The 15,732-nt window shown below is 63.9% G+C and carries 15 protein-coding genes; 11 read left to right on the top strand and 4 right to left on the bottom strand.

All coding sequences use genetic code 11. The features are described from left to right. From BOO69_RS16345 to BOO69_RS16335, 3 genes are read right to left on the bottom strand one after another with little or no spacing between them, the layout of a single operon-like run. The gene (locus BOO69_RS16345; RefSeq protein ID WP_071973125.1) at positions 1 to 474 is read right to left on the bottom strand and encodes a GNAT family N-acetyltransferase; all 474 of its coding nucleotides are present in this window, start codon (positions 472 to 474) and stop codon (positions 1 to 3) included. Further along, a complete protein-coding gene (locus BOO69_RS16340; protein WP_071973881.1) occupies positions 465 to 1,175 on the bottom strand; it encodes a response regulator transcription factor in 711 nt (236 codons plus the stop codon). The genes BOO69_RS16345 and BOO69_RS16340 overlap by 10 nt, the downstream gene beginning before the upstream one ends. Before the next feature lie 2 nt (positions 1,176 to 1,177). Then, positions 1,178 to 3,088: a PAS-domain containing protein gene (locus BOO69_RS16335; protein ID WP_071973124.1), complete on the bottom strand. Its 1,911-nt coding sequence runs from the start codon at positions 3,086 to 3,088 to the stop codon at positions 1,178 to 1,180. A 193-nt stretch (positions 3,089 to 3,281) separates the two neighbouring features. On the opposite strand from BOO69_RS16335, the gene BOO69_RS16330 reads away from it, so the two are divergent. The 10 genes from BOO69_RS16330 to BOO69_RS16285 all read left to right on the top strand — a co-directional run bounded on the left by BOO69_RS16330 (position 3,282) and on the right by BOO69_RS16285 (position 13,200). Next, positions 3,282 to 5,258 carry an AMP-binding protein gene (locus BOO69_RS16330; RefSeq protein WP_071973880.1) on the top strand — a complete coding sequence of 659 codons (1,977 nt, stop codon included), beginning with the start codon at positions 3,282 to 3,284 and terminating at the stop codon, positions 5,256 to 5,258. Then, complete coding sequence (locus BOO69_RS16325) at positions 5,258 to 5,785, top strand: hypothetical protein (RefSeq protein ID WP_071973123.1); 528 nt, start codon at positions 5,258 to 5,260, stop codon at positions 5,783 to 5,785. The genes BOO69_RS16330 and BOO69_RS16325 overlap by 1 nt, the downstream gene beginning before the upstream one ends. Next, positions 5,785 to 6,603 carry an ABC transporter ATP-binding protein gene (locus BOO69_RS16320; RefSeq protein WP_071973122.1) on the top strand — a complete coding sequence of 273 codons (819 nt, stop codon included), beginning with the start codon at positions 5,785 to 5,787 and terminating at the stop codon, positions 6,601 to 6,603. The genes BOO69_RS16325 and BOO69_RS16320 overlap by 1 nt, the downstream gene beginning before the upstream one ends. Then, a complete protein-coding gene (locus BOO69_RS16315; RefSeq protein WP_071973121.1) occupies positions 6,596 to 7,168 on the top strand; it encodes a hypothetical protein in 573 nt (190 codons plus the stop codon). The genes BOO69_RS16320 and BOO69_RS16315 overlap by 8 nt, the downstream gene beginning before the upstream one ends. Continuing rightward, entirely contained in the window at positions 7,168 to 8,175 is a 1,008-nt protein-coding gene (locus BOO69_RS16310; RefSeq protein WP_071973120.1) for a branched-chain amino acid ABC transporter permease, read from the top strand. The genes BOO69_RS16315 and BOO69_RS16310 overlap by 1 nt, the downstream gene beginning before the upstream one ends. A gap of 28 nt (positions 8,176 to 8,203) precedes the next feature. Continuing rightward, entirely contained in the window at positions 8,204 to 8,572 is a 369-nt protein-coding gene (locus tag BOO69_RS16305; protein WP_071973119.1) for a hypothetical protein, read from the top strand. After that, positions 8,572 to 9,648, top strand: a complete 1,077-nt coding sequence (locus BOO69_RS16300; RefSeq protein WP_071973118.1) for a branched-chain amino acid ABC transporter permease — start codon at positions 8,572 to 8,574, stop codon at positions 9,646 to 9,648. The genes BOO69_RS16305 and BOO69_RS16300 overlap by 1 nt, the downstream gene beginning before the upstream one ends. A 76-nt stretch (positions 9,649 to 9,724) precedes the next feature. After that, positions 9,725 to 11,008 (top strand): ABC transporter substrate-binding protein, encoded by a 1,284-nt coding sequence (locus BOO69_RS16295; RefSeq protein WP_071973117.1) that lies wholly within the window; start codon positions 9,725 to 9,727, stop codon positions 11,006 to 11,008. A 69-nt stretch (positions 11,009 to 11,077) separates the two neighbouring features. Next, positions 11,078 to 11,914 carry an ABC transporter ATP-binding protein gene (locus BOO69_RS16290; protein WP_071973116.1) on the top strand — a complete coding sequence of 279 codons (837 nt, stop codon included), beginning with the start codon at positions 11,078 to 11,080 and terminating at the stop codon, positions 11,912 to 11,914. Positions 11,915 to 11,997: 83 nt separating this feature from the next. After that, a complete protein-coding gene (locus BOO69_RS16285; protein ID WP_071973115.1) occupies positions 11,998 to 13,200 on the top strand; it encodes a phenylacetate--CoA ligase family protein in 1,203 nt (400 codons plus the stop codon). 1 nt (position 13,201) lies between these two features. On the opposite strand, the gene BOO69_RS16280 is transcribed toward BOO69_RS16285, so the two are convergent. Next, a complete protein-coding gene (locus BOO69_RS16280; protein ID WP_071973879.1) occupies positions 13,202 to 13,960 on the bottom strand; it encodes a glutaredoxin family protein in 759 nt (252 codons plus the stop codon). Between the two features lie 142 nt (positions 13,961 to 14,102). Here BOO69_RS16280 and BOO69_RS16275 point away from each other — a divergent pair, with 142 nt between their 5' ends. Then, a complete protein-coding gene (locus tag BOO69_RS16275) occupies positions 14,103 to 15,722 on the top strand; it encodes an ABC transporter permease (protein WP_071973878.1) in 1,620 nt (539 codons plus the stop codon). Positions 15,723 to 15,732 lie beyond the last annotated feature (10 nt).

The raw sequence follows: 15,732 nt of genomic DNA, 5'->3' as shown, positions 1-15,732 counted from the left end.
TCAGTTGCCGATGGTCCTTGCAAAGGTGATCGAGGTCGGCCGGTCGAAGCCGGGATGCGCGGTGCGGTCGGTTTCCGCGTAGCCGCAGGCGGCAAAGAGCGCGTGGTTTTCAACCAGTTCGACGCGACACTGCAGTTCGACGGCCGGCAGGCGCAGCGCCCTTGCGCGCCGTTCGGCGTGGTCGATCAGATGCCGGGCCAGTCCGAGGCGCCGGGCGTCCGGGTCCACGGCAAGCTTGCCGAGGTAAAGGGCGGCCGGTTTCGGTGTCAGGATCACGCAGGCCAGCGGCGGCGCGCCCAGCGACCACACCTCGGCCGTTTCGGCTTCCGCGCGCAGGGTCTCCAGCGTCATGCGCAGCATGGATGACGGCGGGTCAATGCGCCCTTCCATCGGCGCGAAGGCGCGTCGGATCAGGGCGAGGATCGCGGGCAGATCCGGGTCTTGGGCCCGAAGCCTGCGGGGTGTCAGTTCCATGTCACATCGCCAAGGAAGATGTAGCCCGCGCCGTAGATCGTCTTGATGAGCTGCGGGTTCTTCGGGTCTTCGCTGAGCTTGGTACGCAGGCGCGAGATGCGCACGTCCATGGCGCGGTCGAAACTTTCGGAGGCTGCCCCGCCGAGGCTTTCCTGCATCTGCGCCCGGCTGATCAGCCGTTTGGGGCTGTCGAGAAACAGGCGCAGGACTTCGCCTTCGGCGTGGGAAAAGGGCGTTTCCTCGCCTTCGGCGTTTTCCAGCACGTAGCGGTCGAAGTGGGCGGTCCACCCGTTGAAGCGGGCGGTGCTGCCGGATTGCGGCGTGGGGCGGGCGCCGCGCAGGCGGGCGCGGATCCGCGCGACCACCTCGGCCGGTTCGAAAGGCTTGATGATGTAGTCGTCCGCTCCCAGCTCGAGGCCCGTGACCCTGTCCTGCACCTCGGCCCGGCCCGAGATGATGATGACGATCGCGCCCTGTTCCAGCGCCAGCCGGTGCACGAGCGTCAGGCCGTCGGTGTCGGGCAGGCTGAGGTCCACCAGGCAGACATCGGGCCGGTGCCGGGCGAGGGCGGCTTCGAACGCGCGGGCACGGCCGAAACTGAGGGTGTCGAAACCCGATTCCTCGAGCGCTTCGGCCAGCATGGTGCGGATTTCAGGCTCGTCGTCGAGGATGGTGACGAGGGGGCGGTCGTTGGCGGTCATCTTCATCTGCCCTGTTGGAGGGCCGGCTGGATCAGCGCGGCCAGATCCTGTTCGGCAAAGGGTTTGCGCAGCACGGGGGCAAGGCGCTGTGCCTCGGTGAACATCTCGTGATCTCCGGGAAGAGAGGTCATCAGGCAGATCGGTGTCGTGCCGTCGATCCGCCGGGCGAGATCGAGCCCCGTCGCTTCGCCCATGAGCTGGATGTCCGAGAGGACAAAGGCGATGTCGGGCAGGTCCGCCAGGAGGGCTGTCGCCTCGTCGGCGCTGGTGGCTTCGATCACCGAATGCCCCAGACCGGTCAGCATGTCGCGGACAGAGGCGCGAATATCGTCGTGGTCCTCGACCAGAAGCACCAGGCCGCCGGTTGCGGGGATCGCCAGGCGGTAGGGCAGCCGAAGTGTCACCTGCGCGCCGCCGTCGGGGGCATTGGAAAGGCGCAGGTCGCCCCCCGCCGACTTCGTCATGTCGTAGACCATCGGCAGTCCGAGGCCCGAGCCTTCGCTGCCCTTGGTGGTGAAGAAGGGGTCCAGCCCCCTTTCGAGGGCGGAGGGCGAGAAACCCGGCCCGCTGTCGGTCACGACCCATTCGATCCAGGTGTCGTGCACGAGCCGCTGTGTCAGCGTGATCGTGCCGCTGGTCCCGATGGCATCGCGCGCATTCAGGATCAGGTTCAGCAGGCTGTCGTTCAGGCGGCCGCGGTCCAGCAGCGCCGTGATGCCCGGCGCCTCGTTGGTGATGAAGAGCCTCACACGTGCGGGCAGCGTGGGGGCTGCCAGCGTATGTAGGTCGCCGATCAGGCTGTCGAGGTCGACAGGGGTCGGCCGCAGGGTGCCCGGCCCGGTCATGTCCGCGATGGTGGACAACAGCGCCCCGCCCCGGCGCGCCGCGGCGAGCGTGCCGTCGATCAGTGTGCTGCCGTCGGCCGGAATGCCGGGAAGCCGGGCGAGCCGCGCCTGCAGCCCCATGATGATGGTCAGCAGGTTCGAGAAGTCGTGCGCGAGGCCGGAGATCATCTGTGCGGCCAGCTCCCGCTTGCGCGTCTGTTGCAGCGCCTCGCGGGTCTGCGTCTCTTCCGTGATGTCCATCGACATCACGTAGGCGCCGTTTTGCCCGTCCGGGGTGAACGAGCCGCGGATGCGCCGCGCGCTTTCGGGGTCGGTGAATTCGACGGTGGCGTGTTCCCCGCCGAGCGCGCGGTTCAGCGCCGGCTTGATCCGGGAAAAGGCGCGCGGGCCGAGCGCCTCGGAGATGTGCAGGCCGACGATGTTGCGGGGCCGCCCCGGCATCACGCTGCTGAGGCGGCGGTTGGAATAGGTATAGCGTGCGCCGGCATCGACGTGGGCGATGTGGGCGGGCATCATCTCTGTCGTGAGCCGGGTGCGCGCCTCGCTTTCGGTCAGCTGACGCTTTGTCTCCTCCAGCGCTGCGATCATCGCGGCACGTTCGCGGTTGGTCTGCGACAGTTGCTCGGCGTGGGCGAGCAGCTGGTTGGACAGCGCACCGGCACGGGCCCGCAGCAGCGTTTCCTGTTTCTTTGCGGCGGTGATGTCGGTATAGACCGTGACCCAGCCGCCCTGCGGCAGGGGCGACCCCTCGACAGAGATGGTGTGCCCGTTGGAACGGGTGCGTTCCATGTAGTGCGGCTCGAACGCACGCGCCTGCTCGACACGTTCCTGCACGAAGGCGTCTATGTCGGCGACCTCGCCGTATTCGCCTTCGGTCGCCAGGTGATGGATCGTTTCGCGGAAGGTCGCGCCGGGTGTGACCAGCCGGTCCGGCAGGTCGAACATCTGCTGGAAACGGGCGTTGCAGACGGCCAGGCGCAGGTTCGAATCGTAGATCGTGAGCGCCTGGGCGATCAGGTTCAGCCCCGCGGTCGTCATCGCCTTGGTCTGGTCGTTGGTGATCTGCATGGCCCCTCCCCGAGTGGAGGTAGCACCGGCATCGCCCCTGCGCCAAGCGCAATTCGGCGCTGTTACAATTCGAAAGGATTTGGAAATCATCGGGAAAAAGTTGACCGACAGCATCGGATCATCACCTTTGACGGGTGAAAGAATCGCGCAAAGTGATCGCGCCGCGGGAATGCGGCACTGGGAGGAACGAAATTTGGCCAAGCCGCTGACGCGCGCCGACGGACCCGCTTCCGTTCCGGCGCTTTTGCACCGCAACGCCGAGAAGTTTGCGGATTCGCCTGCCTACCGTGAAAAGGAATACGGCATCTGGCAGAGCTGGACGTGGTCGCAGACCCGTGACGAGGTCGAGGCCCTGGCGCTGGGTCTGATGGAAATGGGCGCCCGGGAGGGCGATTTCATCGCCATCATCGGGCGCAATCGCCCCTACCTCTACTGGGCGATGATGGCGGCGCAGATGGTCGGGGCGATTCCGGTCCCGCTTTACCAGGATTCGAATGCCGAGGAGATGGCCTACGTGATGGACCATTGCGGCGCGCGGTTCGCGGTGGTGGGCGATCAGGAGCAGGTGGACAAGATCATCGAGGTGCAGGACCGGCTGCCCGCTTTCGAGCAGATGATCTATCTCGATCCGCGGGGGTTGCGGAAATACGATCATTCCGCCCTGGCCCAGTACAGCCGGGTGCAGGAGATCGGGCGGGAAAACCGGGAAAAGCACATCAAGGAGATGGAGGCGCGGCAGGCCAAGCTCGCTTACGACAGCACCGGCGTGATGCTCTATACGTCCGGTACGACCGGCAAGCCCAAGGGGGTTGTGCTGTCGAACCGCAATATCATTGAAACGGCGAAATCCTCGTCCCAGTTCGACGGGCTGCGGCAGACCGACGATATTCTGGCCTATCTGCCCATGGCCTGGGTGGGCGATTTCATCTTTTCCGTGGGGCAGGCACTGTGGACCGGGTTCTGCACCAACTGTCCCGAGTCCGCCGATACGATGCAGGTGGACCTGCGCGAGATCGGTCCCACCTATTACTTTGCGCCGCCCCGCGTGTTCGAGACGCAGCTGACCAACGTCATGATCCGGATGGAAGACGCGGGCCGGTTCAAGAAGTGGCTGTTCGACACGTTCCTCGCCCATGCCCGCAAGGTCGGCCCCGCGATCCTCGATGGCCGCAAGGTCGGAACCCTTGACCGCCTGAAATACCGGCTGGGCGAGGTGATGATCTATGGGCCGCTCAAGAATACGCTGGGCCTGAGCAGGGTGCGCGTGGGCTATACCGCGGGCGAGGCGATCGGGCCGGAGATATTCGATTTCTACCGCGCGCTGGGCATCAACCTGAAGCAGCTCTATGGCCAGACCGAGGCCACGGTATTCATCACCGCGCAGCCCGATGGCGAGGTGCGTTCGGACACGGTGGGGGTGAGCTGTCCCGGCGTGGAACTGAAGATCGCCGAAAACGGCGAGGTCTTCTACCGGTCGCCGGGGGTGTTCGTGGAATACTACAAGAACCCGGAAAGCACGGCCGAGACCAAGGATGCGGAGGGCTGGGTCGCCACGGGTGACGCCGGTTTCATCGAGGAAGACACGGGTCACCTGCGCATCATCGACCGTGCCAAGGATGTGGGCAAGATGGCGGATGGATCCCTGTTCGCCCCCAAGTACGTCGAGAACAAGCTGAAGTTCTATCCGAACATCCTCGAAGCCGTCGTATTCGGCAATGGGCGCGACGAATGCACCGCGTTCATCAATATCGACCTGTCGGCCGTGGGCAACTGGGCCGAGCGCAACAACATCGGCTACGCCTCCTACCAGGAGCTGGCACAACATCCGCAGGTGCTGGCCACGATCCAGAGCCACGTCGAGGAGGTCAACGCCTCCATCGCCAGTGACGAAATGCTGTCGGGATGCCAGGTGCACCGCTTCGTCGTGCTGCACAAGGAACTGGACGCGGACGATGGCGAACTGACACGCACCCGCAAGGTGCGCCGCAAGATCATCGGTGAGAAATACGACGACATCATCGCGGCGCTGTATGACGGGTCAGAGACGGTCAGCACGGTGACGGAAGTGACCTACGAGGACGGGCGCAAGGGCTCGATCAAGGCGACGCTGAAGATCGTGGATGCCGAGGTCCAGGCCGCGGATGCGCCGGTGCTGGAGGCGGCAGAGTGATGGCCGCAAGCCGAAACGCCGTGATGGGCGTACTGGCAGCCGTTTTTGCCGGCCCTGCGTTCGCGGACATGGATGAAGCCATGCAGGCCTTTCTCGACGAGTGCCTCCCGGTGATTGAAGAAGGAGCAAACCCGCCCGAAAGCGAGCGGCTTGTAACCGATACACATGTCCTGCGCTGGAGGACTCTCGCGGCGGGGGGTGTTTCCTGCATCGTCGCATTTCGCGACGATTACGTCCTGCCTGACGACCGGCGCGCCGAGGAACGGGCAGGCCGTCGCAGCAAGGCCGAGGCGATGACGGCGGATATGCCGGGCCTTGTCGAGAAGATGCAGGGGCGGGGCTATGAAGTCTGCGCCGATCAGGCGAACCAGGACGAAGAGCTCAATCTGGTGCTGCGAAAATCCATAGACGAAGAACGGGCCGTGTCGGCCGTGGTCTGGGGGCTGCCGTCGTTTCCCATCGCCGCCATGAACGCCGGATTGGCGCGGAAGGACGAACTTGTACCTTGCGAAACGGAGATGTCGTGATGCTTGACCAGACCGAAGGCTACGTCACTGCCGATGGCCGCAAGATCGGCGGCGTCGTGATGGAGATGAAGAACATCACGCTGCGGTTCGGCGGGGTGGAGGCGATCAAGGATATTTCCTTCGACATCCGCGAGGGAGAGATCCGCGCGATCATCGGGCCGAACGGCGCCGGCAAATCCTCTATGCTGAACGTGATTTCCGGGTTCTATGTCCCGCAGGAGGGCGAGGTCTGGTACAAGGGCGCGCGCCGCCCGACGATGAAGCCGTTCCAGGTGGCGCAGCAGGGGATTGCCCGCACGTTCCAGAACATCGCGTTGTTCGAGGGGATGAGCGTGCTGGACAACGTGATGACCGGCCGCCTGCCGCACATGAGTACCGGAATGTTCGCGCAGTCGATCTGGAAGGGAAAGGCGGAGCGCGAGGAGATCGAGAACCGGGAAGTCGCGGAAAAGATCATCGACTTTCTCGAGATCCAGGCGATCCGCAAGACGCCGGTGGCGCGGCTGCCCTATGGCCTGAAAAAGCGGGTCGAACTGGCGCGGGCGCTGGCGGCGGAGCCGTCGATCCTGCTGCTGGACGAGCCGATGGCGGGCATGAACGTGGAGGAGAAGGAGGACATGAGCCGCTTCATCCTCGACGTGAACGACGAATTCGGCACCACAATCGCGCTGATCGAACATGACATGGGCGTGGTCATGGACCTCTCCGACCGGGTCGTGGTGATGGATTACGGCAAGAAGATAGGCGACGGCACCCCGGCAGAGGTACGCAACAACCAGGACGTGATCGACGCCTACCTTGGGGTGGCGCATGAGTAGGTTTTGCGCTCTCTGGATCGCCGGAATCGTCGGCGCGGCCCTGCTCGGGGGGGCCGTGGCGCGGGCGGACGGTGCGGTGGCAATGCTGGACGGTTGCCTGCGCTACCTCGAAACCGGCCGGCTTGCCGAACTCGACGGTTTGACCCCGGTAGAGGTTGGCGAGGATGGCGCCGTCGTGGAGTGCGACAGCGGCCTGTGCGGCAACCCGGATGTATTTCTGGCCGGTGAGACGCCGGAGGGGGAGCTGCCCGTATTGCTGCGCATATCGGCACCGATGGGCGCCGTGTCGGACACCCCGGATTTCGTCGCCTGCGGCAATGCGACCCCGGGCCGCTTTGGCGATGCGGCATTCGGCACGTTGCGGGCCTGGGCCGAGACACAGGTCGCGGACAAGCGGTTGGGAGAGCCTTTCCTACAGACTGACACGCAAGCCACCTATCTTGGCTGCGGCTGGAACGGACAGCACTACAACGTGACGCTTCTGCTGGACCAGACGCGCGGACCCGTATTCATGGCGCTGCTGTCCGGCAGTGGCTCAACGCGATGCGAAAGGGATATGAGCTGATGCCTGAACAACTGGTCTACACCATCGAGGTGCTGCTGAACGGGCTGATGGCCGGGGTGCTCTACGCGCTCGTGGCTCTCGGGTTCGTCCTGATCTACAAGGCTTCGGGAATTTTCAACTATGCGCAGGGCGTCATGGCGCTTTTCGCCGCGATGACGCTGGTCGGCATCCAGAACGGGCAGGTGCCCTTTGCGCACCTCATCAACGCCGTCTTCGGCACGGACGTACACGGCTTTGGCTGGACCGTGCACAGTTTCGTCGCGATCCTGCTGACGGTGGTGGTGATGATCGTGCTCGCCTGGGCGGTGCAGAAGTTCGTTTTCCGGCACCTTGTCGGGCAGGAGCCGATCATCCTGTTCATGGCCACCATCGGGCTGGCCTATTTCCTCGAAGGGGTGGCGGACCTGATGTGGGGGTCCGAGCTGAAGGCGCTGGACGTCTGCGCGGCCGAGGGGGCCTGCCTGCCGCAGGGCATGAACATGTGGCTGGACGAGACCACGTTCGAGGCCCTTGGCACCGGCGTCTTCATCGACAACCTGGATATCGTCGCGTCGATCGTGGCGGCGGTGCTGGTGATCGGCCTCGTGATGTTCGCGCAGTACACCAAGCAGGGCCGCGCCATGCGTGCCGTGGCCGACGACCACCAGGCGGCGCTGTCGGTGGGCGTGTCGCTGAACTTCATCTGGGTGCTGGTCTGGTCGCTGGCCGGTTTCGTGGCTCTGGTCGCGGGGATCATGTGGGGGGCCAAGTCCGGCGTGCAGTTCTCGCTGTCGCTGATCGCGCTCAAGGCATTGCCGGTGCTGATGCTGGGCGGGTTCACGTCGATCCCCGGCGCGATCGTGGGCGGGCTGATCATCGGGGTGGGCGAGAAGCTGTTCGAGTTCCTGATCGGCGCGCCCTACCTCGGCGGGGCGACGGAGAACTGGTTTGCCTACATGCTGGCACTGCTGTTCCTGGTATTCCGGCCGCAGGGCCTGTTCGGGGAGCGGATCATTGAGCGGGTTTGAAGTTTCGGAAAGCGCAAGGAGGTTCCTGATGTACGCTCTTGCTGCCGCAGTCGGCATGATTACGACACTTGCGACAATGGTCATGGCCTATCTGGGATGGAGTGTGGCGCTTTCGTACAATCCGGACTCTGTGGTGGCATCCGCCGCTCTGCCGGCCAGCACGGTTATCCTTGGAATCGCAGTGCTCGCCTTGTTTGTTTCTCGTTCGGTCGATCCGCCTCTGAAGGGTCTATTCACCTTTGCCGCCCTTGGAATAGGCGCACTTCTCCTGATCGTCAGCGTTCTTCTTTCGGTCTCTGATAGTGGTGACTTCGTGCTCTATTCCTTACCCGGCGTTACCGGAGTGTGCTTGCTAATGATCTGGTTTGAAGCACTATCTGAAGAAAGGGCACGCTGATGTTCTACCGTGAAGCGGGCGATTTTCGCACGACATATGCCGAGGATCAGCAGACCTTTCCGATCCGGTTCGACCGGTACCGCTACTACATCGTGCTCTTTGTCGCGATCGTGGTGGTCCCTTTCGTCATCAATGACTACTGGGCGAATTCGCTGCTGCTGCCCTTTCTGATCTACGCCATTGCCGCGATCGGACTGAACATCCTCGTGGGATACTGCGGACAGGTGAGCCTCGGGACAGGCGGTTTCATGGCCGTGGGGGCCTATGCCTGCTACAAGCTGATGACCGCGATGCCCGAAGTCAGCATGTTCATTCACGTCATCCTTGCCGGTGCGATCACCGCGGGGGTCGGTGTGCTGTTCGGCCTGCCGTCGCTGCGGATCAAGGGGTTCTACTTGGCGGTGGCGACACTGGCGGCGCAGTTCTTCCTCGTCTGGCTCTTCAACCGGTTTCCGTGGTTCTACAATTACTCTGCCTCCGGCCAGATCAACGCGCCCGAGCGTGACGTGTTCGGGATCGTCATCACCGGCCCCAATGCCGAGGCCTGGGCGACCTACGTTTTCTGCCTGATCTTCACCATCTTCAGCGCGCTGGTGGCGCGTAACCTGACCCGGGGGTCTGTGGGGCGCAAGTGGATGGCGATCCGTGACATGGACATTGCGGCGGAAATCATCGGTGTGAATCCGCTGCGAGCCAAGCTGACCGCCTTTGCAATTTCGTCGTTCTTCATCGGGATTTCCGGGGCGCTGTTCTTTGCCATTTACCTTGGCGCGGTCGAAGTGGGTGAGGCTTTCGGCATCCAGAAGTCTTTCCTCGTTTTGTTCATGATCATCATCGGCGGGCTGGGCAGCATCTTCGGCTCCTTCGCGGGGGCGGCTTTCCTGGTGCTGCTGCCGGTCCTTCTGAAGGTTGTCGGCGTGGATTGGCTGGGCTGGCCCACGGATATCGTGGCACACCTGCAGCTGGTGATCGTGGGGGCGCTCATCATCCTGTTCCTGATCGCGGAGCCGCACGGCATCGCCCAGCTTTGGCGGGTGGCCAAGGAAAAACTCAGATTGTGGCCCTTCCCGCACTAGGGGCGGCCATGGTGCGAAAAAGAACTCGTACCCAATGCAGAAGAAAGTCGGACAAAATCCAAGGGAGGAAACACCGATGAAACTGAAACTGGCAACACTGGCGGTCGCGGGCATGATGGCCGCCGCCCCGGCGATGGCGGATCTCGTCTTTCCGTCGCTGAGCTACCGGACCGGCCCATACGCCGCGGGCGGGATTCCCTTTGCGGATGGCTATGCCGACTACTTCACCATGCTGAACGAGCGTGACGGTGGCATCAACGGCGTGATGACCAGCGTGCCGGAATGCGAGACCGCCTATAACACCGAGAAGGGCGTGGAGTGCTACGAATCCCTCAAGGACAGCGGCGGCCTCGTGTATCAGCCACTGTCGACGGGGATCACCTACCAGCTGATTCCGAAAACCACCGCCGACGATATCCCGATGCACACCATGGGCTACGGTCGGACCTCGGCCAAGAACGGCGCCGTCTTCACGCATACCTTCAACTATCCCGCAAACTACTGGGATGGCGCCTCTGCGGCGATCAGCTACCTGCTGAAGGAAAACGGTGGCGACCTCAGCGGCAAGAAGATCGCGCTGGTCTATCACAACTCCGCCTACGGCAAGGAACCGATCCGCACGCTGCAGGAGCTGTCCAAGAAGCATGGATTCGAATTCGTCGAGGTGCCGGTGGACCATCCGGGTCAGGAGCAGAAGTCACAGTGGCTTCAGATTCGCCGTGACAAGCCGGATTACGTCATCATGTACGGCTGGGGCGTGATGAACCAGGTCGCCGTTCAGGAAGCGGCGAACATCCGGTTCCCGATGGAGAACTTCATCGGCATCTGGTGGTCCGGCTCGGAGAACGACGTGCTGGCGGCCGGTGCTGCCGCGGACGGCTACAAGGCGCTGACCTTCCATGGCGTGGGAAGCGACTTCCCGGTGTTCGACGACATCAAGACGCATGTCGTGGACAAGGGGCTTGCCGCGGGTGCTGGCGACCAGATCGGTACGGTGCTCTACAACCGTGGGCTTTACGCCGCGATGCTGGCCGCCGAGGCTGCCAAGAACGCGATGGAAATCCACGGCACCAAGGACATCACGCCCGCGATGATGCGTGACGGCATGGAAGCCCTCGACATCACCGAGGAAAAGATGACCGAACTCGGCCTGCCGGGCTTTGGCCCGACCTTCAAGGTGAGCTGCGAGAACCATGGCGGCAACGGCCTCGTCGGTGTGACCCAGTGGGATGCCGAAGCGAAGGAGTGGACGCTGATCTCCGACTTCTCGGAAACGGATGCCGAGGTGGTGGGGCCGCTGATCGAGGAAGATTCGGCCGCCTATGCCGCGGAGAACAACATCGAGCCCGGCTGCAACTGAGCTGACAGCCCGGTCCGCGCAGTGGCGCGGGCCGGGCACCCACCCGACCCTGTTTGAAAGACGAAAATCATGCTGGATCACACTGATACCACCGATGTGGCCGTGGACAACGTGCTGGAGGTCAACAACATCGAGGTGATCTACAACCACGTGATCCTCGTGCTGAAAGGCGTGAGCCTGAACGTGCCGAAGGGGGGTATCACCGCTCTGCTCGGCGGCAACGGGGCAGGCAAGACCACCACGCTCAAGGCGATTTCAGGATTGCTGGCCTCCGAACGCGGGGAAGTGACGAAAGGGTCGATCAAGTACCGCGGCGCACCGATCCACCATGCGGACCCCGCGGAAACGGTGAAGAAGGGTGTCGTGCAGGTGATGGAAGGCCGCCATTGCTTTGAACACCTGACGATCGAGGAGAACCTGCTGACGGGGGCCTACACGCGGACCGACGGCACGGCGCAGATCAACGCCGACCTCGAAATGGTTTATGATTACTTTCCGCGCCTGAAGGAGCGCCGCCGGAGCCAGGCCGGCTATACCTCGGGCGGAGAGCAGCAGATGTGCGCCGTGGGCCGTGCGCTCATGTCCCGGCCCGAGACGATCCTGCTCGACGAGCCATCGATGGGGCTCGCACCGCAGCTGGTCGAACAGATCTTCGAGATCGTGAAGACGATCAACGAGAAGGAGGGGGTGACCTTTCTTCTGGCCGAACAGAACACCAATGTGGCGCTCCGGTTTGCGCATTACGGCTACATCCTCGAATCGGGGCGCGTGGTCATGGACGGGCCGGCTGCCGACCTGCGCGAGAATCAGGATGTGAAGGAATTCTACCTCGGTTTGTCCGACGAGGGCCGCAAGAGCTACCGCGACGTGCGCAGCTACCGCCGCCGCAAGAGATGGCTTTCCTGAGCGGCAGGCAGACGCCTCGCCGGGACGAACGAGTGTCAATCGGGCGCGATGCCCTTCTTTCAAGGAACACGAGGGTCGAAATCATGTCCGCATCCTATTTCGATGAACTGGAAACCCGCAGCGCGGATGAACGGGCGACGGCGCAGGCCGGGCAGTTGCGGCAGGTTCTTGCAGGTCTCGGCGATGCCGACGACGCCTGGCGGGAAGCGGCTGCGCGCGTGACGGGGCCCGAGGATCTGCCGAAACTGCCGGTGCTGCGCAAATCCGACCTCTCCGGCCGGCAGAAGGCGGCGCCTCCCTTCGGCGGGATGGCGGTGCGCAACGCCACGCACGTGTTCCAGTCGCCGGGCCCGATCTATGAACCCGGCGGCAGCAGCGCGGACTGGTTCAGGATGGGGCGGTTCCTGCACGCGGCGGGGCTGGGGCCCGATGACATCGTGCAGAATTGCTTTGGATACCATCTGACCCCGGCGGGCCATATGTTCGAAAGCGGCGCGCGGGCGGTGGGGGCGATGGTGCTGCCCGCTGGCGTCGGGCAAACCGAACTGCAGGTCACCGCTGCCCGCGACGTGGGCACGACAGCCTATGCCGGAACGCCGGACTATCTGAAGGTCATCCTCGAGAAGGCGGACGAGATGGGCGTGAGCCTTGGCATCACCAAGGCGGCGGTCGGCGGCGGTGCGCTGTTTCCCAGCTTGCGCCAGTACTACGCGGATCGTGGCATTTCCTGCCTGCAGTGTTACGCCACCGCCGATCTGGGCAATGTCGCGTATGAAAGCGCAGCGATGGAGGGGATGATCGTCGACGAGGGGGTGATCGTCGAGATCGTGACGCCCGGCACCGGTGATCCCGTTCCGCCGGGCGAGGTGGGCGAGGTTGTCGTGACGTCGCTGAATCCGGACTATCCGCTGATCCGGTTTGCCACCGGGGATCTGTCTGCCCTGATGCCGGGGCAAAGCCCCTGCGGACGCACCAACACCCGGATCAAGGGCTGGATGGGCCGCGCGGACCAGACGACGAAGATCAAGGGGATGTTCGTCCGGCCCGAGCAGGTGGCGGCGCTGGTGGCCCAGCACGACGAGATCAACAAGGCGCGCGTGGTCGCCAGCCGCGCCGGCGAGAAGGACGTGATGACAGTCCACATCGAGGCTTCGGGGGGCGATGCGACGCTTTACGCGCAATCGGTGGCCAGCCTGCTCAAGCTGAAAGGAGAGGTCGTGATCGTCGATCCGGGCACCCTGCCCAAGGACGGCCTGGTGATCGAGGATCAGCGCAGCTACGACTGAGTTACAGTGCCGTGGCGGTCATCCAGATCGCCATGGCGACCATCATGAGGTTCTCGGTAAGGGAAATGAACCCAAGCGGCACGTTGCTGTCTCCACCGACGCAGGCGCATTTCAATTCCCGCTTGTCGATGTAGACCGCCTTGAAGACCGATACGGCCCCCACCGTGCCGATGAAAAACGCAACCGGCGCGGAAAGCCATGTCGCAACGCCGGCCAGCATGAGCACCCCTGCCAGCCCTTCGGCGTAGGGATAGATCTTGCCGTAGCGTACCCAGCGGCGGGCCAGCAGGTCGTAGTTGAGGAACATGGTGGAGAAACTTTCCACGTCCTGCAGTTTCTGCAGCGCCAGCAGGCACATCGCGGTGGCGACGAACTTGGGCAGAACCATGATGGTCAGCACCGTACCGAAAGACAGCAGGCACAGCGCCATGCTCATGGCGAAAGCCATCGCGAACAGCGCGATGACCGGCCGGTAGCTCTTGCCGTCGTCTTCGGCATCGTCATGCCCCAGATGAACCCGCAGTTCGACGTATCCGCCGATCCGTTGGCCGCCGATATAGACCTGCGGTGTGGTCTCGACGTTCTCGCGGTCCTTGAAACGGTCGGTCTCTTCGCGCGTTTCCAGATGATGGTCCTCGACCTCGAAACCTTCGCGCTCAAGCAGATCCTTCGCCTTGAGGCCGAAGGGACACAGGTGATCGGGCATCACCATGCGGTAAAGCGTGGCGGTCTGTCTGTCGGTCTGGCGATCATCCTTCATGTCCGGGAAACCACCCAGCCGATTGAATTGTTCCATTGGGCGGGTGCGGAGGTCTGGCATTCCTGACTGAAATCATCGAAATAGGGGCATGACCCATGCCCCTGCCCAGACCGTGCAAAAGCGCCCCGCCCGGACGGACCGGATGCGGGGGCTGGCGACCGTGGCGTTGCTTGTCGCGGTGACCTGTGCGCTGCCCATGATCGCGGTGCTGATCGCGGCGCTCAGTGGCGGCACCGACACGGTGAGGCACCTCGTTTCGACCGTTCTGGGCGCCTATACCTGGACAACGTTCAAGCTGGTGGTGCTGGTGGCGCTGGGAACCTTTGCCGTGGGCGTCGGTGCGGCCTGGCTGGTGACGATGACACGCTTTCCCGGCGTGCGGTTCTTCGAGATCGTTCTGGTGCTGCCGCTGGCCTTTCCGGCCTACGTGCTCGCCTATGCCTACACCTACATCCTTGATCACCCCGGTATCGTGCAAACCACCCTGCGCGAGATGACGGGCTGGGGCCCCCGGGAATACTGGTTTCCGGATGTGCGGTCGCTCGGCGGGGCGGCGATCATGCTGATCCTCGTCCTCTATCCCTATGTGTACCTGCTGGCGCGCGCCGCGTTCCTGCAGCAAAGCGGCACGACCTTCCTTGCCGCGCGGGCGCTGGGATCATCGGCCTTTGCCGCCTTTTTCAAGGTCAGCCTCCCGCTTGCACGGCCCGCGATCGCGGGCGGCGTCTTGCTGGCGGTGATGGAGACCATCGCCGATTTCGGCACCGTGGCCTATTTCGGCGTACAGACGTTCGCCACCGGCATCTATACGTCCTGGTTCTCGCTTTACGATCGGGCTGGCGCGGCACAACTGGCGCTGTGCCTGCTGTCGGTTGCGCTGCTGCTTGCGATGCTGGAACGGGTTCAGCGCGGCAAGGCGAAGTACCACGATCCCGCCCGCCGAGCGCCCAGCATGCCGCCGATCGAGCTTGGCGGCTGGTCGAGCCTTGCGGCGGTGGTGCTGTGCGGGATTCCCGTCGCGTTCGGCGCGGTGCTGCCGATCGTAATCCTTCTCACCATGGGCCTCGGATCCGAGCAGGATCTGCTGAGCCCCCGTTACCTGGGTTTTGTCCGGAACTCGGTCACGCTTGCGGGCGTCGCAGCGGTGGTCACCGTGATTGCGGCAATCTGCGTCGGCTTCTTTCGCAGGCTGCAGCCCGGCCGCCTGTCCCGAGGCGCGGCCTATGTCGCACGGCTGGGGTACGCCGTGCCGGGCGGTGTGATCGCGGTGGGACTGATGGTGCCCTTTGCCGCCTTCGACAACGCGCTGGACGCCTGGATGCGCGCCACCTTCGACGTGTCCACCGGCCTGTTGATCACAGGCTCGATCTGGCTGCTGGTGGCGGCCTACATGGTGCGCTTCATGGCTGCTGCACTCGGGGCCTACGAAGGCGGGCAGGCGATGGTTCATGCCAACATGGACGCCGCCGCGCGATCGCTTGGCGAGGGGCCGATGGGCACGCTGCGGCGGGTTCACCTGCCGATCCTCGCGCCAAGCCTGCTGACGGCGCTGCTGATCGTCTTCGTGGACGTGATGAAGGAGCTTCCGGCGACGCTCATCATGCGGCCGTTCAACTACGACACGCTGGCCGTTCAGGCCTATCGGCTGGCGAGCGATGAACGGCTGGGCGGGGCTGCCGTACCCAGCCTCGTGATCGTCGCGATGGGGCTGTTGCCGGTGATCCTGATCTGCCGCCAGGTCGGGCGGGGCAGGCGGGTCTGAGGCGCGCTGC

This window comes from Sulfitobacter alexandrii (assembly GCF_001886735.1).
In the GTDB taxonomy this organism is placed as follows: domain Bacteria; phylum Pseudomonadota; class Alphaproteobacteria; order Rhodobacterales; family Rhodobacteraceae; genus Sulfitobacter; species Sulfitobacter alexandrii.
The sequence above is the reverse complement of the archived record's forward strand: the minus strand, read 5'-3'. Positions and strand labels throughout refer to the sequence as shown.

What these genes read in the sequence shown, in the direction of transcription:
- BOO69_RS16345 (WP_071973125.1), bottom strand. Translation starts at nt 474, where the DNA reads ATGGAACTGACACCCCGCAGGCTTCGGGCCCAAGACCCGGATCTGCCC.
- BOO69_RS16340 (WP_071973881.1), bottom strand. Translation starts at nt 1,175, where the DNA reads ATGACCGCCAACGACCGCCCCCTCGTCACCATCCTCGACGACGAGCCT.
- BOO69_RS16335 (WP_071973124.1), bottom strand. Translation starts at nt 3,088, where the DNA reads ATGCAGATCACCAACGACCAGACCAAGGCGATGACGACCGCGGGGCTG.
- BOO69_RS16325 (WP_071973123.1), top strand. Translation starts at nt 5,258, where the DNA reads ATGGCCGCAAGCCGAAACGCCGTGATGGGCGTACTGGCAGCCGTTTTT.
- BOO69_RS16320 (WP_071973122.1), top strand. Translation starts at nt 5,785, where the DNA reads ATGCTTGACCAGACCGAAGGCTACGTCACTGCCGATGGCCGCAAGATC.
- BOO69_RS16315 (WP_071973121.1), top strand. Translation starts at nt 6,596, where the DNA reads ATGAGTAGGTTTTGCGCTCTCTGGATCGCCGGAATCGTCGGCGCGGCC.
- BOO69_RS16310 (WP_071973120.1), top strand. Translation starts at nt 7,168, where the DNA reads ATGCCTGAACAACTGGTCTACACCATCGAGGTGCTGCTGAACGGGCTG.
- BOO69_RS16305 (WP_071973119.1), top strand. Translation starts at nt 8,204, where the DNA reads ATGTACGCTCTTGCTGCCGCAGTCGGCATGATTACGACACTTGCGACA.
- BOO69_RS16300 (WP_071973118.1), top strand. Translation starts at nt 8,572, where the DNA reads ATGTTCTACCGTGAAGCGGGCGATTTTCGCACGACATATGCCGAGGAT.
- BOO69_RS16295 (WP_071973117.1), top strand. Translation starts at nt 9,725, where the DNA reads ATGAAACTGAAACTGGCAACACTGGCGGTCGCGGGCATGATGGCCGCC.
- BOO69_RS16290 (WP_071973116.1), top strand. Translation starts at nt 11,078, where the DNA reads ATGCTGGATCACACTGATACCACCGATGTGGCCGTGGACAACGTGCTG.
- BOO69_RS16285 (WP_071973115.1), top strand. Translation starts at nt 11,998, where the DNA reads ATGTCCGCATCCTATTTCGATGAACTGGAAACCCGCAGCGCGGATGAA.
- BOO69_RS16280 (WP_071973879.1), bottom strand. Translation starts at nt 13,960, where the DNA reads ATGAAGGATGATCGCCAGACCGACAGACAGACCGCCACGCTTTACCGC.
- BOO69_RS16275 (WP_071973878.1), top strand. Translation starts at nt 14,103, where the DNA reads ATGCGGGGGCTGGCGACCGTGGCGTTGCTTGTCGCGGTGACCTGTGCG.